This window comes from Kitasatospora sp. NPDC034035, from assembly GCF_055575755.1.
Window position 1 is genome coordinate 205,284 of sequence record NZ_JBVISA010000014.1, and the last position, 20,641, is coordinate 225,924.

Consider the following 20,641-nt stretch of genomic DNA (forward strand, 5'->3'; position numbering starts at 1 on the left):
GGATCCATGGACGAATCGCAATCCGACGGAGAAATCACCCGTAACGCCCCAAGGAGTTCCCCCTTCCGAGGCGGCGCATTCCAGGGCGGAGCGTTCCGGGGCGGCCCGCCCCGGGGCAGCCCGTTCCGCGGGGCGCGCGAGTGGGCCGGGTGGCTGCTCGTCGCGGCGGGGGCCGTGCTGTGCGTGCTCGGCTGGTACGGGGTCTCCGGCGAGCGCTTCGTCGAACAGCAGATCCCCTACCTGGCCTCGTCCAGCATCCCGGGAGCGGCACTGATCGTGGCCGGAACCCTCCTGGTCGCGCTACGGCCGCCGACCCCGCCGGAGCGTCAGGACCTGACCGACCGCCGGGTGGAACGGCTGTACGAGCTCCTCGTCGAACCGTCCGACGTCGACACGGGCGCGGGACCGAGCGCCGGGCCGGGCGCGGCGCCGGGCGCGGGACCCGGCGTCCGACCGGATGCGCCGGAGGCGCCGGACACGCCGGATCCGGCCGGACGGGACGCCGAAGGATGGCTGGCCGTCCCCGAGGGCACCCGCTACCACCGCCCGGACTGCCCGCTGGTCACCGGCAAGGCGCGGGCCGAACCCGTCGGCCCGGACGCCGTCCGGGACCGGGGCCTGACGCCCTGCCCGCTCTGCTCGCCGCCCGCGCCGGGCCCCGATCCCGGCCCCACCACCCGTCCGGGCGAATCCGCCCCGCCGACCGGCTGAACGCCCATGACCGCCGCCGCCCTGCTCGCCACCGCCCCCGACTCGCTCGGCCTCACCGTCGACCTCGCCCTCGCCGGACTCACCGTCGGCAGCGCGGCCGCCCTCAGCGGCATCGGCCTGGTCGTCTGCCACCGCGCCACCGGCGTGCTCAACATCGCCCAAGGCGCCCAGGCCATGGCCATCGCCTACCTGCTGCGCGACCTCGTCGTCGTGCGGCACTGGCCGGTCTGGCCCGCCGTCGCCTGCTGCCTGCTGGTCGTCGCCCCCGCGCTGGGCGTACTGCTCGACGTCCTGGTCTACCGCCCGCTGCAGCGGCGCGGCGCCGGGCCGGCCGACACCATGGTCGCCGGACTCGGCGTCTTCGTGCTGCTCATCGGCGTGGCCGTCCTCCTGTGGGGCGCGGCACCACTGGCCGGCGCGCCGTCCCCGCTCGGCGGCGCCGCGATCCGCCTGCCCCACGGGCACAGCCTGCGGCCCGACACCGTCGTCCAACTCGCCGCGATCCTCGTCCTCAGCCTCACCGTGTTCGCCACCACCCGGTGGACCCGCTTCGGCCTCCAACTGCGCGCCGTCGTCGACGACCGCAGGCTCGCCGCCCTCGCCGGGGTCGACGCCGACCGGCTCTCCGCCACCGGCTGGGCCTTCGGCACCTTCACCGCCGGGCTCGTCGGCATCACCCTCGCGCCGTACCTGCTGCTCGACCCGTACGGGCTGCCGCTGCTGGTGATGGAGACCATGGCGGTCGCGGTCGCCGCCCGGCTGCGCAGCATCCCGGTCGCCATCGCCACCGGGCTCGGCCTCGGCATCGCCCAGGCCGAGCTCACCCGGCTGCGCCCGTCCGGACAGCTGCTGCCCCTGGTCGAGGCGGTGCAGTCCAACCTGTTCGTGGTCGCGCTGCTCGCCGCCGCCCTGCTCGCCGGACCACGCATCAGCGGGGAACGCGCCGAGACCACGCCACTGGCCCTGCGGCGCACCGAGGGCAGGAACGGGCGGCTCGCGGGAGCCGTCTGCCTGGTACTGCTCCTGCTGCCGCTCGGCTTCCGGGGCAACGACCTGCGCAGCGCCCTGCTCGTACCGGCGCTCGCGCTCGTACTGCTGTCCATCGTCGTGGTCACCGGCTACAGCGGGCAGATCTCACTCGGCCAGGCCGGGTACGCGGGCCTCGGCGCGCTCGGCACCGCACTGCTGATGTCCGGCCGCATCCCCGGCCTCCCGCCGCTGCCCGCCGCACCCGCACTGCTGATCGCCGTCCTCGCCACCGCACCGCTCGGCCTGCTCACCGGCTGGCCCGCGATCCGCCGACGCGGGCTCGCTCTCGCCCTGGTCACCTTCGCGGTCGGAACGGCGATGAGTCGCTTCGTCTTCCAACAGCCGTACGCCACCACCGGGCTCGTCCTCGACCGCCCTTCCTTCCTCGCCGGCGACCGCGCCTTCTACCTCGCCGAACTCCTGCTCCTCGGCCTCGGCCTGCTCACCGTCCGGGGCCTGCACCGGGGCCGGCTCGGCCGGGCCCTGACCGCCATGCGGGACCACGAACCGGGCGCGGTCGCGGCGGGCGTGGACGTCCCCGGCCTCAAGCTCTTCGCCTTCGTCGCGGGCGCGGCCCTGGCCGCACTCGGCGGCGGCCTGATGGGCCTCGCCGGGCGCGCCTTCGACCCCGCCGCCTTCGACCCGGTACGCGGCCTCCTCTGGTTCGCGGCCGTCGTCGTCGCCGGTGCCGACAGCGCCCTCGCCGCCGTCCTGGCCGCCGCCCTCCTCATCGGCCTCGACGCCGGCACCGTCGCCGGCGTCTCCGCCGTCGCCGTCGGCACCCTCGCCGCCGCCATCGGGCGTCTCCCCGGCGGCCTCGCCGCCCTGCCCCGCCCCCACCACCGCCCGCCCCCGGCCCTCCCCCCGTCCCGCCTCACCCCGGCAGGGCGCCGGGTACGGGCGGCCATCGCGGCGAAGCCGGCCCGAGAGGACGGAACGCCATGAGAACCGCTCATGCCCCACGCCGACCGCCCGATTCGCGCGGCGATTGCGGCAGGAGAGGCAAGGGCAGGGCCGGGCCATGAGCCCCGCTCATGGCACCCACCGGGCAACGCGGCGCGACAGCCATGAGGCTCGCTCATGGCCCTTCCGCCCGCCACCCACCGACCCCGACGTACGCCCCCGCCCCAACGCCACCACCCGACCCGGCCGGACGGAAGCCCCCGGCTCGCAGGAGGAACGGACATGACCGCACTCACCCCCCTCGGCAGCCACCTCCCCGCCTCCACGCCGACGCTCAACGCGGCGGGCCGGCCATGAGAGAGGCTCATGGCCGGCCCGCCGGGCAGCCCGCCTCCCGGCTCACCGCCCGGGGCATCGTGCGGCGGTACGGGGGGATCGAGGCGGTGGGCGGGGTGGACCTGGTGGCGTTGCCCGGGCGGATCACAGCGCTGATCGGGCCGAACGGGGCGGGAAAGAGCACCCTGTTCGACTGCCTCGCCGGCACCGTGCGTCCGGACGCCGGTCGGGTGATGCTCGGCGGGCGGGACGTCACCGGGCTGCCCGCGCATCGTCGGGTGCGACTCGGGTTGGCGCGGACGTTCCAGCAGATCGCCGTCTTCCCCACCCTCTCGGTGGCCGACAACGTCCGGGTGGGGGCCGAGCAGGAGGCCGAGCAGCGGGCCGGGCGGAGCGGGCGGAGCGGGCGGGTCGAGGCCCGGGCCGTGGCGGAACGGACGGCCGGGGCGCTGCGGCTGTTCGGGCTGCAGGACGTCGCCGCCGAGTCCGCCGGGGCGCAGCCCACCGGTGTGCTGCGGCTGGTGGAGCTGGCGCGGGCGCTGGCGGGCGGGCCCCGGGTGCTGCTGCTGGACGAGCCGGCGGCCGGGCTCGACGCCGCGCAGACGGCCCGTCTGGTGGCCGTGTTGCGGGGCCTCGCCGAGCGCGGCATGGCGCTGCTGCTGGTCGAGCACGACGCCGAGTTGGTCGCCGAACTCGCCGACTCCGTCTATGCCATGGCCGAGGGCCATATGGTCGCGGCCGGCCCGACCGCGGCCGTCCTCGCCGACCCTCGCGTCACCCGGGCCTGGGGAGCGGTGACCTGATGCCCGTCGAAGCCGCCCTCAGCTCGGCCCGGGTCCGGTACGGCCCGCTGGAGGCGCTGCACGGCGTCGACCTCGCGTTCCCCTCCGCCGCCGTCACCGTCCTGCTCGGCCGTAACGGCGCCGGGCGGACGAGCGCGCTGCACGCCCTCGCCGGCGTCGTACCGCTGTCGGGCGGGCGGGCGGTGTGGCGGGGCCAGGACATCGGGGGACTGTCGGTACACCAGCGGGTGCGGCGGGGGCTGGCCATCGTCCCGGCCGAGCGCGGGGTGTTCGGGTCGCTGACCGTCGCCGAGAACCTGAGCCTGGGCGGGCCGGGGCGGAACGAAGTACTGGAAGTCTTCCCCGAGTTGACCGCACTGCTGCTCCGCCGGGCGGGCAGCCTCTCCGGCGGCCAGCAGCAACTGGTCGCCATCGGGCGGGCATTGGCGGCGCGGCCGACCCTCCTCCTGCTCGACGAGCCCGAACGCGGCCTGGCCCCCGCCGTCGCCGCCCGGCTGCACGCACGGCTGCTGACCGACGCCACCGCCGGCCGTACGGTCGTGCTCGCGGCGCAGTCCCTGCCACGCACCCTCGCCGGGGCGGCGGTGGTGCACGTACTGCACCGGGGCGAGGTGGTCTTCTCCGGTGAGCCCGCTGAGGCCACCGGCCCGCTGACGACGTTGCGGCGACTCGCCTGAAGGAAGCTTCCAGCCCTTTCCGGCCCTTCCTTCCCCTACCCCTCCCTTCCCGGTCTTCCCTTCCCGGTCTTCCCTTCCCGACCTATCCCTTCCCGGCCTCTCCCTTCCCGGCCGCCTTCACCTGGCCTCCGGCCGACCCTCCCTTCCGACTCGCCCACTACGATGGCCGCGCCCAGGTCGATCACGGTCGACACACCTGGGCAAGGGGGATGGAACGGTGGATCACGTCCAGCGAAAGCAGCGCAGGCAACGGGAGCCGCAGCTCGTCGGCGCGAACCCGGGCAGGTGCTGGTCGCATGAGTGAGAAGCAGCGCCCGCTTCTGCGGTACCGGCCCGCCGGGCCGCTGGTGCTCGGTGGCCTCGGGTGGGCGTGCAGCGTGCCGACGGTCCTCGCGGACGACGAGATCCACGGACTCGTGAGCCGCTGCCACGACAGTCCCGGTGCCCCGGCCCATGTGCTGCCGCTCGCCTGGGTGGGGCTGGTGCTGGGCATCGGCGCGGTGTGCTGGGGCGGTCGGCAACTCGTCACCGCCGCCGGGCGCAAAGCGCGCCGACTCGGGCCGGGGCTCGGGCTCCGGCACGCTCTGCTGTGCGTACTGCTGCCGGTGGCGGCGATCGGTGTGCCGCTCCAGTGCGCCCTCGCGCAGACCGCCGCGCATGACACCGGGGCGCAGCGCAGCACTTGCTTCGGGCAGGGCCGACTCGCGGGCGCGGCCGGTCCTGCCGCCGTCCGTCAGGTACGCCTCCGGGCCTGACAGACGGCGGCAGGTGCCCGCACGCCCGACCGCGAGCCCGAGCCGGAGCCGGCACGCGAGCCCGAAGAGGACGGGGGCCATGGCGAGCACGCGAAGGACGCCGAGGTGGCGGAGGAGGAACATGGTGCGGCTCCCTTCCCGGGAGCCCGGACGGCCCCCGTTCGCGATGCCTCAACGATGACCCCCGTCACCGCTCCCGCACATGTACCGAACGGCACTGCCTGAACAGCAACACCACCCAATTGCCACCCCACCCCCTGCCGATCGGCAGGGCGCGCAAACCCGCCGCAGGTGTCCGGGGGCGCCAGGGAGGACGGCGGCAAATCCCTGGCCGGGCAATCACGCCGTGGGTACCCTCGGTTCATGATCGACCACGGCATCGCCTACCCCTACTTCCGGCTCCATGTCGTGCCTGCGGTGGTGGCGTTGGCCAGCCCGGCCTGGCAGCGTGAGGTGTGGCTCGACAGGGACCGGTTCGAGGACCTCGACCACACCGTGCACGTGCTCTTCGACGACTTCTGCGATGCGAACGACCCGGCGTCCTCGCTCGGGTACAGCCTTCGAACCGAGGAGGAAGTCGAGCTGATGGCGCGTCTCGGCGCCGCCTACAACGCGGTGCAGGACGCGGTCGGCGCCTCCGCCGCCGACGAGGTCTACCTGGACTCGCCGGGCTGGCCCGCCGTCATCGCTGCCGCGGCCCCGCTGGCCAAGGTCCTGGTGACCAATGACCTCAAGGCTCTGCAGGGGCTGCACGAAGCCGGGCACCGCTGGCCGCCCGGCGCCGGTTCGGCTCCGCACCAGAACGAGGGCCGGGACGGAGGCCGGGACGGAGGCCGGGACGGAGGCCGGGACGAAGGCCGGGACGAAGGCCGAGCCGCCGACCAAGCCGGCGAGGTCGACGCGGAGGCCTGACGCCCCCGCAGCCGCCCTCGTGCCGCCCCCGCAGCCGCCGTCGTGCCGCCTACGGCCGGTACACGTACGGCGTCGTCGTGCTCAGCCGGGCGAAGCCGAGGCGCTGGAGGATGGGGCGGCTGGCGTCGCTGGCGTCGACCTGAAGGTACTGGTACCCGAGGTCGGCGGCGAGGCGGGCGCGGTGGGCGACGAGGGCGCGGTAGATGCCCCGGCCGCGCCAGTCGGGGGCGGTGCCGCCGCCCCAGAGGCCGGCGAAGCCGGTGCCGGGGTTCAGTTCCATCCGGGCCGCCGACACCGGGCGGTCGCCGGCCAGCGCGACGACCATGCTGACCGTGTCGGTGCCGTGCCGGAGGTGTTCGAGCATCTGGTCGCGGAGGCGCGGGCGGTCGGTGCCGAAGGCCTGGGTGTGGGCCTCCACCATCAGGTCCACCCCGGCCGGGTCGGTCACCGGGTGCAGCCGTACGCCCTCGGGGAGGACGACCTCGGTGGGGAGGTCGGCGATCCGGGCGATCATCAGCGCCTCGTCCGGCTCGGATGTGAAGCCGGCCGCGAGCAGCCGCTCCCCGAGGTCCGCGGGGCGGTCGTGGGAGTAGGCCTTCCACTCGAACTCCAGGCCCAGCGCGGTGAAGTGGCGCACCTGTGCCGCGATCGCCGCGTCCGCCCCGGCCTCGTCCAGGCCGGACCACACCACGCCGTTCCAGCCGCCCTGCCCGCCCACCTGCCGCACCACCGCGCCGTCACGCTCGACGCGGACACCGGGGCCGTCGGGCTGCGCGTTGCGCCGGATCCGGTCGTCGAACAGGGCGAGCACCTCATCATGATCCATCCGCTCACTCCAGCACGGCCCGGGAGCGCGCGCCATCGAGTTTCCGCCCGGCCGGATCCCCGGGGACGGCGGGCCGCGCGGCGAGGATCACCGAGCTCGGCGCGTCCGCGTCCATGATGGTGTCCAACAGGGCTCGTGCTGCTTCGAGTTCGTCCATCTGCCGGGTGATCCGGGCGCGCTCCCGGGCGAGGCCCGCGAGCAGTTCCGGGCAGGTCGAGCCGGTGCGGCGGCGCCCCGGGGACGGCAGGCCCGGGAGGATCTCGGCGATCACTGCGCTGTTGAGGCCGGCGGCGAGGAGGGTGCGGATGCCGTGGACGGCGTGCACGTCCCGGTCGCCGTACTCGCGGTAGCCGCTGGGGCGGCGCTCGGGGGTGAGCAGGCCCTGTTCCTCGTAGTAGCGCAGGGCGCGCGGGGTGACCCCGGTTCGCCGGGCGAGTTCTCCGATCCGCATCGCGGGCACCTCACATGGTCGGACGTCCGCCTTGACTCTGCCGTCGGCGTGAAGGTCTAGCGTAACCGCCATGCCGAACCGACGATCTTCCTCAACCTCCGCTTCCCTTACCGCCGTTGCCGTGCTGGGCCTGGGCCCGATGGGCCGGGCGCTGGTCGGCGCACTGCGGGCCGCCGGCCATCCGACCACGGTGTGGAACCGCACCCCGGGCCGGGACGCCGGACCGCTCGCCATCGGCGCGCGGTCGGCCGCGAGCGCCGCCGAGGCGGTGGCGGACGCCCCCCTCGTCCTGCTCTGCGTCCGCGACCAGGCGGCCGCCCGGGCCGTGCTGGACGCCGCCGGGGCGGCACTGCGCGGCCGGACCGTCGTCAACGCCACCTCGATCGCGCCGGATGACGCCCGGGCCAACGCCGCCGACGCCGAGGCCCGGGGCTACCGCCTCCTCGACGCCGCGATCCTCACCCCCACCCCGACCATCGGCAGCCCCGAGGGCACCGTCCTGCTCAGCGGCGACCCCGAGGCGTTCGCCGCACACGAGGAGACGCTCCGGGCCCTGGGCGCCGTACGCCACGTGGGCGCGGAGCCCGGACGGGCGGCGGCCTTCGACGCGGCACTGCTGGACCTGTTCTGGACCACCGTGCACGGGTGGGTCCACGCCCTGGCGCTCGCCCGCGCCGAGGGCATCAGCGGCATCGAACTCACCCCGTACGCCCAGGGTTTGCCGCGCATGCTGCCCCCGCTGCTGGCGGACTTCGCCCGGCGCGCGGACGACCGCCACCACCCGGGCGACCGCAGCAGCGTGGCCTCCGCCGCAGCCGGCCTGGCGCACGTCGCGCACACCGCCCGGGCCCGCGGCCTGGACACCTCGGTCCTGGACGCCGCCCTCGCCCTCACCCGGCGGGCGGCCGACGCCGGACACGGGCCGGACGGGGTGTCGGCCCTGGTCGAGCTGCTCAGCGCCTGACCACCGCCCCCACCGCCTGACCGGTGCCCGATCGCCTGACGGGCTCCCGACCTCCCGGCCACGGCCCGATCGCCTGACGGGCTCCCGACCTCCCGGCCGGCGGCGCGGAGCGCGCTACTGCGCCAGGTACCCACCGTCGACCGGCAGGACGGCGCCGGTGATGAAGGAGGCGTCGTCGGAGGCGAGGAAGAGGACGGCGGCGGCGACTTCGTCCGGGGCACCGAGACGGCCCATCGGGTGGAGCTTCTCGATGGCCGCGAGATATTCGGGCCCGCCCGGCTCGTCGCGCAGCCGGGCGACGCGTTCGGTGGTGATGGTGCCGGGTGCGACGGCGTTGACCCGGATGCCACGGTCCGCCCACTCGACCGCCAGGTGCTTGGTGAGGCCGGAAGCGACGAACTTGGCGGGCCCGTACACCGCTTGGCCGCGCTGGCCGGCCTCGCCGGAGATGGAGGAGAGGCAGACGATCGAGCCGCCGGGACGCTCCTGGGCGGTCATCGCCTGGATCGCGTACTTGCAGGTGAGGAACATGCCGCGGCCGTCCACGGCCATCACGTGGTCCCAGTCCTCGGCGGTGGCCTCGGTGATCTCCATCAGCGGGAGCACCCCGGCGTTGGCGACCAGGACGTCGAGTCGGCCGTACCGTTCCACGGCGACTTCGGCCATCCGGCGGGCGTCCTCGTCGCGGGCCACGTCGCCGACCACCGTGCTGACGGCGCCCGGGAGTTGTCCGGCCAGCCGGTCCAGTCCGGCGGCGTCGACGTCGGTGGCGACCACCGACGCGCCCTCCCGGACGAACCGCTCGGCGACGGCCCGTCCGATGCCGCTCGCCGCGCCCGTCACCACGCAGGAGCGACCGGCCAGCCGCCCGGCCGCGGGGCTTCCCGCCGCGTTCACCGTCACCATGGGTCGACTCTACCGACCGGAACGGGCGGAACCCCGGCTTCCCGCCACCATCCCGCGGTCGGCGCGTCGGCAGGGTGGCGCACCCGGGAGATGGACCGACCGTGCGGGCAACAGCCTTACGGGTGGCCGTCGTTGTGGCGGCAGCGTCGCCCGCGCCGTAGGGCCGGGCGGCCGCAGGGCCTACCGCTCGGCCCGATCGCCCGGCCCCACCGCCCAACCCGACCGCCCGCTCGGTGGCCGCCGCCGCCCGTGCGGCCCGACCCCGAACCACGGCGCCGCCGAGGGCGCCGAGGCCGCCGAGGCCGGCGGCGCGGACTCGGCCGGACGCGAGTCAGACCGTGAGGACGATCTTGCCGCGCAGGTGCCCGTGCTCGCTGACCCGCTGCGCCTCGGCCGCCTCCGCCAGCGGGAACACCCGGTGCAGCGGCAGCCGCAGGGTGCCGGCCTCGTGCAGGGCGAGCGCGGCGGCGTAGGCGCGCTGGTGATAGAACTCGACCTCGGCGCCGCCGGTGACGCGGATCCCGTACTGCTGGGCGCCCACGAAGTCGGCGATGGTGAGGACGCGGTCCGCGCTGCCCGCCAGTTCGATGGACAGCGGCAGCACCCCACCCTGCCCGGCCGCGTCCAGCACCCGGTCCACCCCGTCGGGGGCGGCCGCCCGCACCCGCTCGGCCAGGCCCTCGCCGTACGTGACCGGGATCGCGCCGAGCTCGCGCAGGTAGTCGTGGTTGGCCTCGCTCGCGGTGCCGACCACGGTGATCCCGCGCGCCCGGGCGAACTGCAGCAGGACGGTGCCGACACCGCCCGCCGCGCCGTGCACCAGCAGGGTCTCGCCCGCCCGCACGCCGAGGAGGTCGAGCGCCCGCTCGGCGGTCTCGGCGGCCACCGGGATCGCCGCGGCCTCCTCCCAGCCGAGCGAGGCCGGCTTGTGGCCCAGCATCTCGACGGACACCAGCGCCTGCTCGGCGTAGCCGCCGCCCATCACGGCGCCGAACACCTCGTCGCCGGGCGCGAAGCCGCTCACGCCCTCACCGAGGGCCTCCACCACACCGGCCAGCTCGTAGCCGTTCACGGCCGGGAAGGTGACCGGGAAGACCTCGTTCATCGCTCCGCTGCGCACCTTGTGGTCCAGCGGGTTGACGCCCACCGCGCGGACCGCGACCCGCACCTGGCCGGGCCCGGGGGCGGGCAGCTCGATGTCGATCGGGCGCAGGACGTCCGCGCCGCCGTACTCGTGGAAGGCGATCGCCTTGGTCATGGAAGCTCCCTGGGGTCTCGTGGAGTTGGTACATCCGACGGTTCCCATCCTGGTCCGGGGGCCGCGAGCGGGGACCCTGCCGTTCGGACAGTTCAACCTGTCCGAACGGCCAGGTGGACCCGGCCGCCACCGGACTAGGCTCGATGACATGGATGGTGCGGACGGCATGAACGGGACGGGCGGCGCGGGCGGCGCAGGGACTCCAGGCGGCGCGGGAAGTCCAGGCGGCGCGGACGAGAAGTGGCGGGAGTCCTGGGGCCGCCCCGAGGACGCGCTGGCGCGGGCCGTCGAGGTGCTGCGCACGCCCCGGCCGGAGCTCCTGCTCCGCCTCTCCCGGATGCTCGGCACGCTCGTCCCGCACGTGGCGATCGCCCAGCTCAGCGGCGTCTGCACCCACGCCCCCACGCACGCCCACGGCCTGCCCGAGCTGACCGAGGGGGTCAGCAGTCTGGAGCTGTCCCGGCTGGCCGAGCGCACCACCGCAACCACCGCGACCGGCCGCCCCTGGCAGGGCGAGGCCGAACTCGCGGGCCGCATCCGGCCGGTGGTGGTCGTCTCGGCCGCTCCGGGAGGTCACCCCACACCCGGCGGCCGCACACCGGACACCGGCGGGACATCCACCACCGGCAACGGCGGTACATCGACCATCGACACCGGCAGCACACCGACCACCGGCAACGGCGCCGTCCTGGTACTCGTCCGGGCGAACACCGCCCCCGTGGCACCGGGGGCACTCGCCGTGCTGCAGCAGCTGTGGGACCTGGTCATCGCCCACTCCGACCACCGCGCCACCGACGCCGGCCCCAAGCACGCTGCGGCCTCCCGCGCCTCCGCCAACGCCCGCGCCCGGGCGATCGCCGAGTTCACCGGCACCCACAGCGCGGCGCTCAGCGCCATCCTGGCGCCGCTGCGCTCGGCCGACCTGGACGACGCGGCCGCGCGCCGCAGCGCCACCGAACTGGCCGTCACCGCCCTGCTCGACCTGCGCCAGGGCGCCGACCTGGACCGCGCGCTCAGCGAGGAGACCGCCGACGCCGCCTTCGCCCGGCTCGCCCGGGAGCTGCGCCCGCTGCTGCGGCACACCCGGGTACGGCTGGACGCGGCACCCCCGGCGGAGGCCGCCCGCTCGGTCCCGGCCGACGCCGCGCACACCGCCCGGGACGCCGTCCGGGCGGCCGTCCTGCTGATGCTGGAGCAGGAGAAGCCGGCTCGCCTGCACGTCAGTTGGCAGTTCACCCCGGACGACGCCCTGCGGGCGGTGGTCCGCGGCGACGGCCTGGGCGTGCTGGCCGTCGACGCCCTCACCGTCCACCGCACCACCGACCGGATCGCCGCCCTCGGGGGCCGCTGCACCGTCGAGGCCGTCCCCGGCTGGGGCACCACGGTGACCGTCGACCTGCCGCTCACCCTCCCCGAGCCGGCGCTCGCCACCGATCCGCTGGACGGCCTCCAGCCACGGGAGTCGGAGGTCCTCGACCAGCTCGCCCAGGGCCGCCGCAACCGCGACATCGCCGCCGCGCTGCACATCAGCGAGTCGACGGTGAAGTTCCACGTCGCCAACATCCTGGCGAAGCTGGGCGTGGCCTCGCGCGGCGAGGCGGCGGCCCTGGCCCACCGCGCAGGGATGCCGGGCGGCGTGGTGGGGCTGCACGTGGCGTCCTGAGCCCCGGATGTACTGACCACGGCGGCCCGTCGCCGGGCGCCTGCCAGGGCGAACATTCGCCGCCACCGTCGGGCATCCTGGCATCCGACCCACTCCGACAACCCCTCGAAAGGAAAGGCGACATGACCGGCGCAACCGAGCAGCCGACCACCTGGGATCCCGCCACCCCCGGCCTCCTGCGGCTGCCCTCCGGCCGCCTCCTGCGCGGCCGCGGCCTGAGCCGCCCCCTGCCGCCGGGCCCCCGACCCACCTTCGGGCTCTACCTGTTGGGCCGCCCACCGAAGGGCATCGAGTGGCAGCACCGCTGGGTCCGCTGGCCCGACTTCCGGCTGCCCGGCGACCGCGCGGACGCGGCCGACGCCTTCCGCGAAGCCTGGGAGCGCGCCGCCACCGACCGCGTCGAGCTCGCCTGCGCCGGAGGACGCGGGCGCACCGGCACCGCGCTCGCCTGCATCGCCGTCCTGGACGGCGTCCCGGCCGCGGAGGCGGTCGCGTACGTGCGAGAGCACTACAGCCGACACGCGGTCGAGACGCCGTGGCAGCGGAAGTTCGTGGAACGGATGGCCTGACCTCACGGGCGGGGCACCTCAGGACAGGACGACCAACCGCCTCACTCCTCCGAGGTCCGTCGCGCCGCCGGAGCAGACCTCTCGGCCGTCGCGCACCTCACGTCCGCCGCCTCCTGAGCCCCGGCACCGCCACCACCGCCGCCACCCAGCACCGCCGCCGCCGAGCAGCGGCGATGCCGAGCAGCAACGATGCCGCGCGCGGTCAGGTTGGCGCGAAGGGGCACGGCTCGTGTGGTGCGTCTCCGGGCGCCCGTTCGCCGTTCACTCCTCCCGGAGGAGTGTGAAGTCGGTCTGGTCGCCTTCCATGGTGTAGCGCTGCGGTGCCCCCGGTTCGTGCGGATGCCAGCCGGCAGCGCGTCCGGCGCGAATCAGGGCCTCGGCCAAGGAGGGCGTGACGGGGGCGAGTTGGAAGACCTCGGCGATGCGGTCGGCGGGGGCGGTCAGCAGGACGCCGTAGTGGAGCCAGGGGTCGTCGAAGCGGCGGGTGACCTCCAGCGGGCGGCCCGCGCGGCCGGAACGCTCGCCGGTGTCGAGCCAGGCGCGCACCACCACGTGTTCGCTGTCGCGGGAGCGGACGACCCAGTGGTAGTCGCGGCCGTCGACATGGATTCTGCGCGGTGTCCTCGGGGCCATCCCGCCACCGTACGCCTAGGTTTTGCGGAGGTCGGGTGCCGGGGCTCCGATCAGCAGTCGCCGCACCGCGTCCCAGGCCGTTCGCAGGGCGGCCGCGCAGGTGCGGGTGTCGGAGCCGAGCAGGCGCAGCCAGGCGCCGCTGTCCTCGGGGAGCACGCTGACGCCGTACAGCAGGCCGCAGCCGGCCAGCGCCTCGTGCAGGGTGTCGGCGACCTGCGCGGGCGGGGCGAGCGGGCTGAGCACGTAGAGGCTGGACATCACGTCGTGGCCGGCCAGGACGGCCGGACCGGTGACGCCCGTGACGCCCGTGACACCGCCGCCGGCCCCGGCCGGGGCCCCGGCCCGCGCGGGCTCGAGCCGTACGGTGTCCAGGGCCACCAACCGGCCGTCCGGGCGGCGTACTTCGAGGTCCGAGGCGAACACCTGGTAGGCGTTGCGCTCGCCGCGTGCAAGGCGGCCGGCCAGTACGGTCTCGCTCGCCAGCACGGTCGCGCCCGGGTCGACGGTCAGGACGGTGCGCTGGTAGAGGCGGGAGTCGACGAAGGGGATCACCGGCTCGGGCAGGTACTCGACGTAGGCGCCCGGGCCGGCCGTCAGGTTGAGGAGTTGCGTCGCGTAGTCGTACTCCATCCGGTAGACCTTGGTGGCCGCCTGGGTGGTGAGGTGGACGGCGGTGTCGGCGCCGCAGCGCACGTCCGTCCGTAGCCGGTCGGCCTGCAGGATGCCGCCGCCGGTGGACATCAGGAAGGTGACGGCGAGGTCGGGGCGGGCCGGGTCGAAGTACAGCGGGCGCATGATCTGCAGCGGTGACTTCTGGTAGTGGCCGGTGAGTTCGGTGCGTCCGCAGATCTTCTCGAAGGCCAGTTCCAGCAGCCCGACCTTGCCGGGGCGCCCGACCGCGAGGGTGTCGGGCGTCCCGGCGTGGCGGCGGACCTCGTACGGGACGCGGACCGGCTCGTAGTGGCGGGGGTCGAGCCGGGGTACCGCCTCCGCCGCGCCCGTCACGCCCGTCACGCCCGTCGCCCCGTCGGTCACGACACCCGCAGCGGTCACGCCGGCACCTTCCGGAAGGTCTCCAGGAACGCGGCGATCTCCTCCAGCCCTTCCCCCGTCAGGCAGTTGGTGAGCACCACGGGACCGCCCTCGCGTACCCGGTGGGCGTCGGACTCCATGATGCCGAGGTCGGCGCGGACGTACTGGGCGATGTCGATCTTGTTGATGACCAGCAGGTCCGACTCGGTGATGCCCGGGCCACGCTTGCGGGGCATCTTCTCGCCCTCGGCGGTGTCGAGGACGAAGAGGAAGAGGTCGACCAGTACCGGGCTGAAGGTCAGCGTGAGGTTGTCGCCGCCGGACTCGAACAGCAGGGTGTCGACGTCCGGGAAGCGTTCCAGGAGTTCGGCGCCGGCCGCGAGGTTCATCGTCGGGTCGTCCCGGACGGCGGTGTGCGGGCAGGCGCCGGTCTCCACTCCGACCACCCGTTCGGGGTCCAGCATCCCGGCCAGGGTGCGGCGTACGTGCTGGGCGTCCTCCTGGGTGTAGATGTCGTTGGTGATGACGGCGGGGCGGTGGCCGCCCGCGATCAGCACCGGGACGAGCGCCTCGATCAGCGCCGTCTTCCCGGAGCCCACCGGGCCGCCGATGCCCACACGGAGCACGTTCTCGGTCAACTTTCCTCCTCTGGTGCGAAATGACGTACGAAAAAGGCGGGTTCAGCTCGCGAACAGTCGGGCCTCGGCCCGCTCGTGCCGTCCGGACATCGCGTCGGCGACCGGCACGCAGCCGCCCAGGTCGGCCAACTCCCGTTCCAGTGCCGCCGATACGACCTCACGGATGACCGGTGCGGCCGCCCGCAGCACCACCTGCGCCCTGCGGTGGTCGGTCAGCCGCAGGCGCAGGGCCGCGCCGACGAAGCTGGTGCAGAACGCGAACAGGTCGCTGGTGACGGCCTGTTCGACGGGGACGGCGGCCGAGGCGTAGGCCACCCCGGCGGCCACCGCCTGGCAGCCGGGGGCGCGCTTGTCCGCGACCAGCGCCGCGTACCGTTCCAGCGGCTCGCCGCCCACCGATTCCCGGGCGATGTCCAGGAGTTGGCGTCCGGTTCGGGTGGCGGCCAGCCGTAGCTCACGGTTGAGCTTGGTGGCGTGCAGCCGTTGGTCGGTCTCGGCGAGCAGCTCCCAGTCGCCCGCCGTGGCGGCCCGGTGGGCGAGGGCGAGCGCGGTGGCGTCGGACGGTCCGACGCCGTGGCGCAGCAGGTCGGCGAGCAGGTCGGGCACGGTGTCGGGGGTGACCGCCTTGGCCTGGGCGTAGCCCTCCAGGCCGTGCGAGAGGGTGTAGAAGCCGCTGGGGAAGGCGGAGTCGGTCAGCTGGAGGCAGACCAGCAGGGCGTCCAGCCGCTCCTCGGAGGCTGCGCTCACGCCGGAGGTCCCGCTCGCGCGAGGAGTCCCGCTCGCGCCGGAAGTCCCGCTCACGCCGGAAGTCCCGCTCACGCGAGGTAGAACAGGTGGTTGAGCGGCAGTTCGCGGGCCGGTTCGATGGTCGCGGGCTCGCCGTCCAGGGTGACCTTGTACGTCTCCGGGTCGACCACGATCTTCGGCAGCGCGTCGTTGCGCACCATGTGCTGCTTGCCGATCGACCGGCAGCGCCGCACCGGCAGGACCCGGCTGTCCAGCCCGAGTCGGGCGGGGACGCCGAGGTCCACCGCGGCCTGCGACATGAAGGAGACCCGGGTGGCCTGCCTGGCCCGACCCGACGCGCCGAACATCGGCCGGTAGTAGACCGGTTGCGGGGTGGGCAGCGAGGCGTTCGGGTCGCCCATCAGCGCCCAGTTGATCATCCCGCCCTTGATCACCATCTTGGGCTTGGCGGCGAAGGAGTTGATCGGCCACAGCACGATGTCGGCGAGCTTGCCGGGCTCCAGTGAGCCGATGTGGTCGGCGGTGCCGGAGGCGAGGGCCGGGTTGATGGTGAGCTTGGCGAGGTAGCGCAGTACCCGGACGTTGTCGTGGCGTTCGCTGTCGCCGGCCAGTTTGCCGCGCTGGTCCTTGCAGTGGTGGGCGGTCTGGAAGGCGCGGGTGAAGGACTCGCCGATCCGGCCCATCGCCTGCGAGTCGGAGGAGAAGATCGAGATGACGCCCTCGTCGTGCAGGACGGTTTCGGCGGCGATGGTCTCGGCGCGCACCCGGGAGTCGGCGAAGGAGACGTCCTCGGGGATGTCGTGGCTGAGGTGGTGGCAGACCATCACCATGTCCAGCAGTTCGTCGACCGAGTTGACGGTGTAGGGCAGCGTCGGGTTGGTGGAGGACGGCAGGACGTTGGGCTCGCCGGCGATCCGCATGATGTCGGGGGCGTGGCCGCCGCCCGCGCCCTCGGTGTGGAAGGTGTGGATGGTGCGGCCGTCGATCGCGGACAGGGTGTCCTCGAAGTAGCCGGACTCGTTGAGGGTGTCCGTGTGGATGGCCACCTGGACGTCGTACTCGTCGGCGACGCTCAGCGCGGTGTCGATCGCGGCCGGGGTGCTACCCCAGTCCTCGTGCACCTTGAGGCCGCACACGCCCGCCTCGACCTGCTCGCGCAGCGCTCCGGGCAGCGAACCGTTGCCCTTGCCGAGCAGCCCCACGTTGACCGGCAGGTCCTCGACGGCCTGGTACATCCGGCCGATGTTCCACGGGCCGGGGGTGCAGGTGGTGCCCTTGGTGCCGTCGGACGGGCCGGTGCCGCCGCCGATGAGGGTGGTGATGCCGTTGCTGAGCGCCTCCTGCACCTGCTGCGGGGAGATGAAGTGGATGTGGGTGTCGATGCCGCCGGCGGTGGCGATCAGGTGCTCGCCGGAGATCACCTCGGTGCCCGGGCCGATCACCAGCTCGGGGTGCACGCCGCTCTGGGTGTGCGGGTTGCCGGCCTTGCCGACGGCGGTGATGAAGCCGTCCTTGACGCCGATGTCGCCCTTGACGACGCCGAGCAGCGGGTCCATGACGACGACGTTGGTGATGACCAGGTCGAGCGCGCCCTGGACGGAGGTCGCGGCCGGGTCCTGCGCCATGCCGTCGCGGATGCCCTTGCCGCCGCCGTAGACGGCCTCGTCGCCGTAGTGGCCCTGGTTGAAGTCCTGTTCGACCTCGACCACCAGATTGGTGTCGGCGAGGTGGAAGCGGTCGCCGACGGTGGGGCCGAACAGGTCGGTGTACTGCTTGCGGGAGAGGATGGCCATCAGCGGGCACCTTCCTGGCGGGTCTCCCTGGGGAAGTCCCGGGGCCGGCCTTCCTTGTGGTCGAGGTTGGTGCCCTTGAAGCCGAGGGCGATCGCCCGGTCGATGGCGCGGGCTCGGGTGGCGGGCGCGGTGATGCCGCCGTCCACCAGGTTGCTGAAGCCGACCAGGCGGCGGTGGCCGCCGAACTCGGCGAGCGTGACGTCCTTGGTGTCCCCGGGCTCGAAGCGGACGGCGGTGCCGGCCGGGATGTCCAGGCGCTTGCCGAAGGCGGCGTTGCGGTCGAAGTCGAGGGCGCGGTTGGCCTCGAAGAAGTGGTAGTGGGAACCGATCTGGATTGCCCGGTCACCGGTGTTGCTGACCGTGACGGTGGCCTTGGCGCGGCCGGCGTTGATCTCCACCGGGTCGTCGCCGTACAGGTATGCGGCGCCACCGGACATGGCTGGCCTTCCTCTCTGCCGGTTCAGTGGGGGGTGTGCGCGTGGGGGCGTACGTGGGGGTGCGCGGGGGGCTGGTGGTGAACGTGTTGCGCTTCGCCCGGCCCGTGGCTGTGCGCATGTGCTTCGCCCGGCCCGTGGCTGTGCGCGTAGCCGTGCCCGTGCTCCGCGTCGAGGCCGGCCAGGATGCCGTCCTCCCCGTGCCCGAGGAGGTGCAGCGCCGCCGCGGTCCGGGCCGCGACCACGCCGGCGATCGCCGACGGCCGCAGCAGCGGACCGCCGTCGCGCACGTCGAGGGGCGCGCCGGGGGACGTGCCGTCCCGCAAGCCTTCCCGCGCCTCGGCCCGCGCGCCGTCCCGCGCGGTACGCAGGGCCGGGCCGAAGGAGGCCGGAACGGCCGTCACCTCGCGGGCGCCGAGCAGGCGGCAGCGTTCGGCGCCCTCGGCCGGGTCGGGGTCGCCGCCGTCGAAGGCGACTTCCACCCAGCGGTGCCGCCCGTACTGGCGGACCAGCCGGGCGATCCGGAACAGCTCGGCGTCCTCGAAGGGGCCGGCCGCCGGGGCGGTGACGAGCACGGCGCCGTCGGGGGCCGTGGCGGCGGCGGCGCGCAGCCAGCCGACGAGGTGCTCGGTGGCGCCGAAGGGCGCGGTCAGGGCGAGCCGGCCGCGGCCGTCCCCGGCGGCGAGCCAGCGCAGTGCCCGGGCGGTGTCGGCCACGAGTCGGGGGTCGCGGCCGAGCGTCATCGGTACGACGCACACCGGCCGGTCGGTCGCGGCGAGCGCCGACCGTACGGCCTCGGCGAGCGGCCGGCCGGCGGGGGCGACGGCATGGACGGTGGCGTGACTGGGGGCGTGGACGGCGGGCTCGTGCGCCGTCAGGGTGGCCAGGTCGCGTCCGCCGTCGCTCTCGTGTCCGCCGGCCAGCACGACGGTGGCGGGCTGCGGTCGTGCCATGTCTCAGGCACCCACCGGGTCGTGGCAGGAGACGAGCTTGGTGCCGTCGAGGAACGCGGCCTCGACCTGGAGCAGCGGCAGCATCTCGCGCACGCCGGGCATGACGTCCGCGTTGCCGACGGCCTGCTTGCCGATCTCCATGCACTCGGCGACGGTGCGGCCGTCCCGGGCGCCTTCCATGATGGCCTCGCTGATCAGCGCGCAGGCTTCGCTGTAGTTCAGTTTGACGCCGCGGTCCCGGCGTTTGCGGGCCAGATCGGCGACGACGTAGATGTACAGCTTGTCCATCTCACGCGGCGAGAGATTCACAGGAATCACTCTTCCTTTCCGAGGATCCGATGAAATGCAAGGAGTTGGACGGGAAATCAGACCCGGCGCAGACGGGGAACGGCCGGCACGGCCGCCAGGAACAGCATCGTGGTCAGCACGAACGGCCAGGTGAAGGCGTGGCCGCCGAAGGGCGCGGAGATCGCGGAGATCGCCGGCGTCAGGACGGTGGCGGCGGCCGCGCCGAGCAGGGCGTAGCCCGCGCTCCAGCCGCTCGGGGCGACGAACACCCCGCACAGCGCCAGTGCCACCAGCACCCCGCTGTAGCCGAGCAGCCCCTGCCCGACGGCTTCGGCGGGCGCGCCGAACGCCCAGGCGGTGAGCAGTCCGGTGGCGCTGCCCGCGCAGGCCATCAGGCCCGCGAGGTGGCTCGCCGCGAACAGGCCGGCCAGGAACAGCAGGCCGACGTACCACTGGGGCATGAGGAAGATCTGACCGATGTTCGCGAAGAAGCCGCGCCAGAGCTGGTCCCAGGTCAGCCCGGTCTCGCCGGCGGCCGCCACGGACAGGGCGGCGGGTGCCTCCGCGCCGCGCCACAGCCGCCGGAAGCCGGGAGCGGCGACCGTGACGGCCGTCGCGACCAGGCAGAACGGCGCGGTCAGCGCCGGGAGCCGCCACGTCTCCAGGACCACCCCGAGCCCCGCCGTGACCACCACGGCGACGGCCGACCCGAGCACCGCCACCGCGACCGTGGCCGGATGCCCGGCCCCGAGGAAGACCGCGCAACCGAGCGCCACCAGGCACCCGTTGTACCCGTGCAGCCCGGCCTCCACGGCGCGCCGGTCGAGCCCCAGCCCGTGCGCGACGGCGGTGGAGACGGCGCTGCCGAGCAGACCGTAGAGGCCGTACCGCGGGTCGGCCGCGAACAGTGCGGCCAGGAAGAGGAGCCCGCACATGACGGACGGCATGAAATCGACCTGTGCGACGCCGCGCAGGACTTCGGCGACCAACCTGACGGATATCGGACGAGCCGCGGCGGCCGTGCTCTCCCCACCCTTTTGCTGACCCATGCTTCGCACCAATTCCCGGTACGGCCGGTGGGTTTGGAGGCAACCCCCGGCGATTCCTCCGGAACCGTACTCCTACGGATTGAGGAGTTGAATACACACGGGGAGCTACGTCAAATCGACGAAGGGTGACCGCGAGGCCACTGAGCTGCAACATTCTGTTGAAATCGGCACGCGTCGGGATCGTTGAAGAGAGAAATTCTTTGCGAAGTTTTACTTAGGGCGTCCGCCAGTAGGTGCCGAGCTAATCGGTAGTAGCAGGGCAGGCACGGTTCGCCCGATCATGGAGTTCTCTACGCTTCATGATCACCGGG

22 protein-coding genes are annotated in these 20,641 nt (G+C 74.2%); 9 read left to right on the top strand and 13 right to left on the bottom strand.

The window, feature by feature from the left end; all coding sequences use genetic code 11:
- Positions 1-6: 6 nt before the first annotated feature.
- From ACZ52J_RS21585 to ACZ52J_RS21610, 6 genes are all read left to right on the top strand, one after another.
- Positions 7-711 carry a hypothetical protein gene (locus ACZ52J_RS21585; protein WP_465620843.1) on the top strand — a complete coding sequence of 235 codons (705 nt, stop codon included), beginning with the start codon at positions 7-9 and terminating at the stop codon, positions 709-711.
- A gap of 6 nt (positions 712-717) precedes the next feature.
- Positions 718-2,685: a branched-chain amino acid ABC transporter permease gene (locus ACZ52J_RS21590; protein WP_465620845.1), complete on the top strand. Its 1,968-nt coding sequence runs from the start codon at positions 718-720 to the stop codon at positions 2,683-2,685.
- Between the two features lie 311 nt (positions 2,686-2,996).
- Entirely contained in the window at positions 2,997-3,782 is a 786-nt protein-coding gene (locus tag ACZ52J_RS21595; protein ID WP_465620846.1) for an ABC transporter ATP-binding protein, read from the top strand.
- Positions 3,782-4,459: an ABC transporter ATP-binding protein gene (locus ACZ52J_RS21600; RefSeq protein ID WP_465620848.1), complete on the top strand. Its 678-nt coding sequence runs from the start codon at positions 3,782-3,784 to the stop codon at positions 4,457-4,459. The genes ACZ52J_RS21595 and ACZ52J_RS21600 overlap by 1 nt, the downstream gene beginning before the upstream one ends.
- A gap of 296 nt (positions 4,460-4,755) precedes the next feature.
- Positions 4,756-5,214: a hypothetical protein gene (locus ACZ52J_RS21605; RefSeq protein ID WP_465620850.1), complete on the top strand. Its 459-nt coding sequence runs from the start codon at positions 4,756-4,758 to the stop codon at positions 5,212-5,214.
- Between the two features lie 363 nt (positions 5,215-5,577).
- The gene (locus ACZ52J_RS21610; protein WP_465620852.1) at positions 5,578-6,126 is read left to right on the top strand and encodes an SCO4402 family protein; all 549 of its coding nucleotides are present in this window, start codon (positions 5,578-5,580) and stop codon (positions 6,124-6,126) included.
- A 49-nt stretch (positions 6,127-6,175) separates the two neighbouring features.
- Here the strand turns inward: ACZ52J_RS21610 and ACZ52J_RS21615 are convergent, their stop codons facing one another.
- Together ACZ52J_RS21615 and ACZ52J_RS21620 are read right to left on the bottom strand one after the other, a co-directional pair.
- On the bottom strand, positions 6,176-6,952 hold the full coding sequence (locus ACZ52J_RS21615) for a GNAT family N-acetyltransferase (protein ID WP_465620854.1): 777 nt from the start codon (positions 6,950-6,952) through the stop codon (positions 6,176-6,178).
- A gap of 4 nt (positions 6,953-6,956) precedes the next feature.
- Positions 6,957-7,403 (bottom strand): MerR family transcriptional regulator, encoded by a 447-nt coding sequence (locus ACZ52J_RS21620; RefSeq protein WP_465620856.1) that lies wholly within the window; start codon positions 7,401-7,403, stop codon positions 6,957-6,959.
- 121 nt (positions 7,404-7,524) lie between these two features.
- On the opposite strand from ACZ52J_RS21620, the gene ACZ52J_RS21625 reads away from it, so the two are divergent.
- Positions 7,525-8,367, top strand: coding sequence for an imine reductase family protein (locus ACZ52J_RS21625; RefSeq protein ID WP_465620858.1), 843 nt, complete (start codon positions 7,525-7,527; stop codon positions 8,365-8,367).
- 114 nt (positions 8,368-8,481) lie between these two features.
- Here ACZ52J_RS21625 and ACZ52J_RS21630 read toward each other — a convergent pair whose 3' ends face one another.
- Both ACZ52J_RS21630 and ACZ52J_RS21635 read right to left on the bottom strand, forming a co-directional pair.
- Positions 8,482-9,273 (bottom strand): SDR family NAD(P)-dependent oxidoreductase, encoded by a 792-nt coding sequence (locus ACZ52J_RS21630; RefSeq protein ID WP_465620860.1) that lies wholly within the window; start codon positions 9,271-9,273, stop codon positions 8,482-8,484.
- A gap of 331 nt (positions 9,274-9,604) precedes the next feature.
- Positions 9,605-10,531 carry an NADP-dependent oxidoreductase gene (locus tag ACZ52J_RS21635; protein WP_465620862.1) on the bottom strand — a complete coding sequence of 309 codons (927 nt, stop codon included), beginning with the start codon at positions 10,529-10,531 and terminating at the stop codon, positions 9,605-9,607.
- 148 nt (positions 10,532-10,679) lie between these two features.
- On the opposite strand from ACZ52J_RS21635, the gene ACZ52J_RS21640 reads away from it, so the two are divergent.
- The gene (locus tag ACZ52J_RS21640; protein WP_465620864.1) at positions 10,680-12,194 is read left to right on the top strand and encodes a helix-turn-helix transcriptional regulator; all 1,515 of its coding nucleotides are present in this window, start codon (positions 10,680-10,682) and stop codon (positions 12,192-12,194) included.
- Positions 12,195-12,316: 122 nt separating this feature from the next.
- Positions 12,317-12,763, top strand: coding sequence for a protein-tyrosine phosphatase family protein (locus ACZ52J_RS21645; protein WP_465620866.1), 447 nt, complete (start codon positions 12,317-12,319; stop codon positions 12,761-12,763).
- A 261-nt stretch (positions 12,764-13,024) separates the two neighbouring features.
- On the opposite strand, the gene ACZ52J_RS21650 is transcribed toward ACZ52J_RS21645, so the two are convergent.
- The 9 genes from ACZ52J_RS21650 to ACZ52J_RS21690 form a co-directional block, all read right to left on the bottom strand.
- Positions 13,025-13,396: a hypothetical protein gene (locus tag ACZ52J_RS21650; protein ID WP_465620868.1), complete on the bottom strand. Its 372-nt coding sequence runs from the start codon at positions 13,394-13,396 to the stop codon at positions 13,025-13,027.
- Positions 13,397-13,411: 15 nt separating this feature from the next.
- A complete protein-coding gene (locus tag ACZ52J_RS21655) occupies positions 13,412-14,401 on the bottom strand; it encodes an urease accessory protein UreD (RefSeq protein WP_465620903.1) in 990 nt (329 codons plus the stop codon).
- A gap of 44 nt (positions 14,402-14,445) precedes the next feature.
- Positions 14,446-15,066, bottom strand: a complete 621-nt coding sequence (gene ureG, locus ACZ52J_RS21660) for an urease accessory protein UreG (protein ID WP_360490389.1) — start codon at positions 15,064-15,066, stop codon at positions 14,446-14,448.
- A 42-nt stretch (positions 15,067-15,108) separates the two neighbouring features.
- On the bottom strand, positions 15,109-15,813 hold the full coding sequence (locus ACZ52J_RS21665; protein WP_465620871.1) for an urease accessory protein UreF: 705 nt from the start codon (positions 15,811-15,813) through the stop codon (positions 15,109-15,111).
- A 68-nt stretch (positions 15,814-15,881) separates the two neighbouring features.
- Positions 15,882-17,606 (bottom strand): urease subunit alpha, encoded by a 1,725-nt coding sequence (ureC, locus tag ACZ52J_RS21670; RefSeq protein WP_360490393.1) that lies wholly within the window; start codon positions 17,604-17,606, stop codon positions 15,882-15,884.
- Complete coding sequence (locus ACZ52J_RS21675; protein ID WP_360490395.1) at positions 17,606-18,043, bottom strand: urease subunit beta; 438 nt, start codon at positions 18,041-18,043, stop codon at positions 17,606-17,608. The genes ureC and ACZ52J_RS21675 overlap by 1 nt, the downstream gene beginning before the upstream one ends.
- Before the next feature lie 23 nt (positions 18,044-18,066).
- Positions 18,067-18,993 (bottom strand): sirohydrochlorin chelatase, encoded by a 927-nt coding sequence (locus ACZ52J_RS21680; RefSeq protein WP_465620873.1) that lies wholly within the window; start codon positions 18,991-18,993, stop codon positions 18,067-18,069.
- A gap of 3 nt (positions 18,994-18,996) precedes the next feature.
- The gene (locus ACZ52J_RS21685) at positions 18,997-19,302 is read right to left on the bottom strand and encodes an urease subunit gamma (RefSeq protein ID WP_360490399.1); all 306 of its coding nucleotides are present in this window, start codon (positions 19,300-19,302) and stop codon (positions 18,997-18,999) included.
- 56 nt (positions 19,303-19,358) lie between these two features.
- A complete protein-coding gene (locus ACZ52J_RS21690) occupies positions 19,359-20,330 on the bottom strand; it encodes an urea transporter (protein WP_465620875.1) in 972 nt (323 codons plus the stop codon).
- Positions 20,331-20,641: the final 311 nt, after the last annotated feature.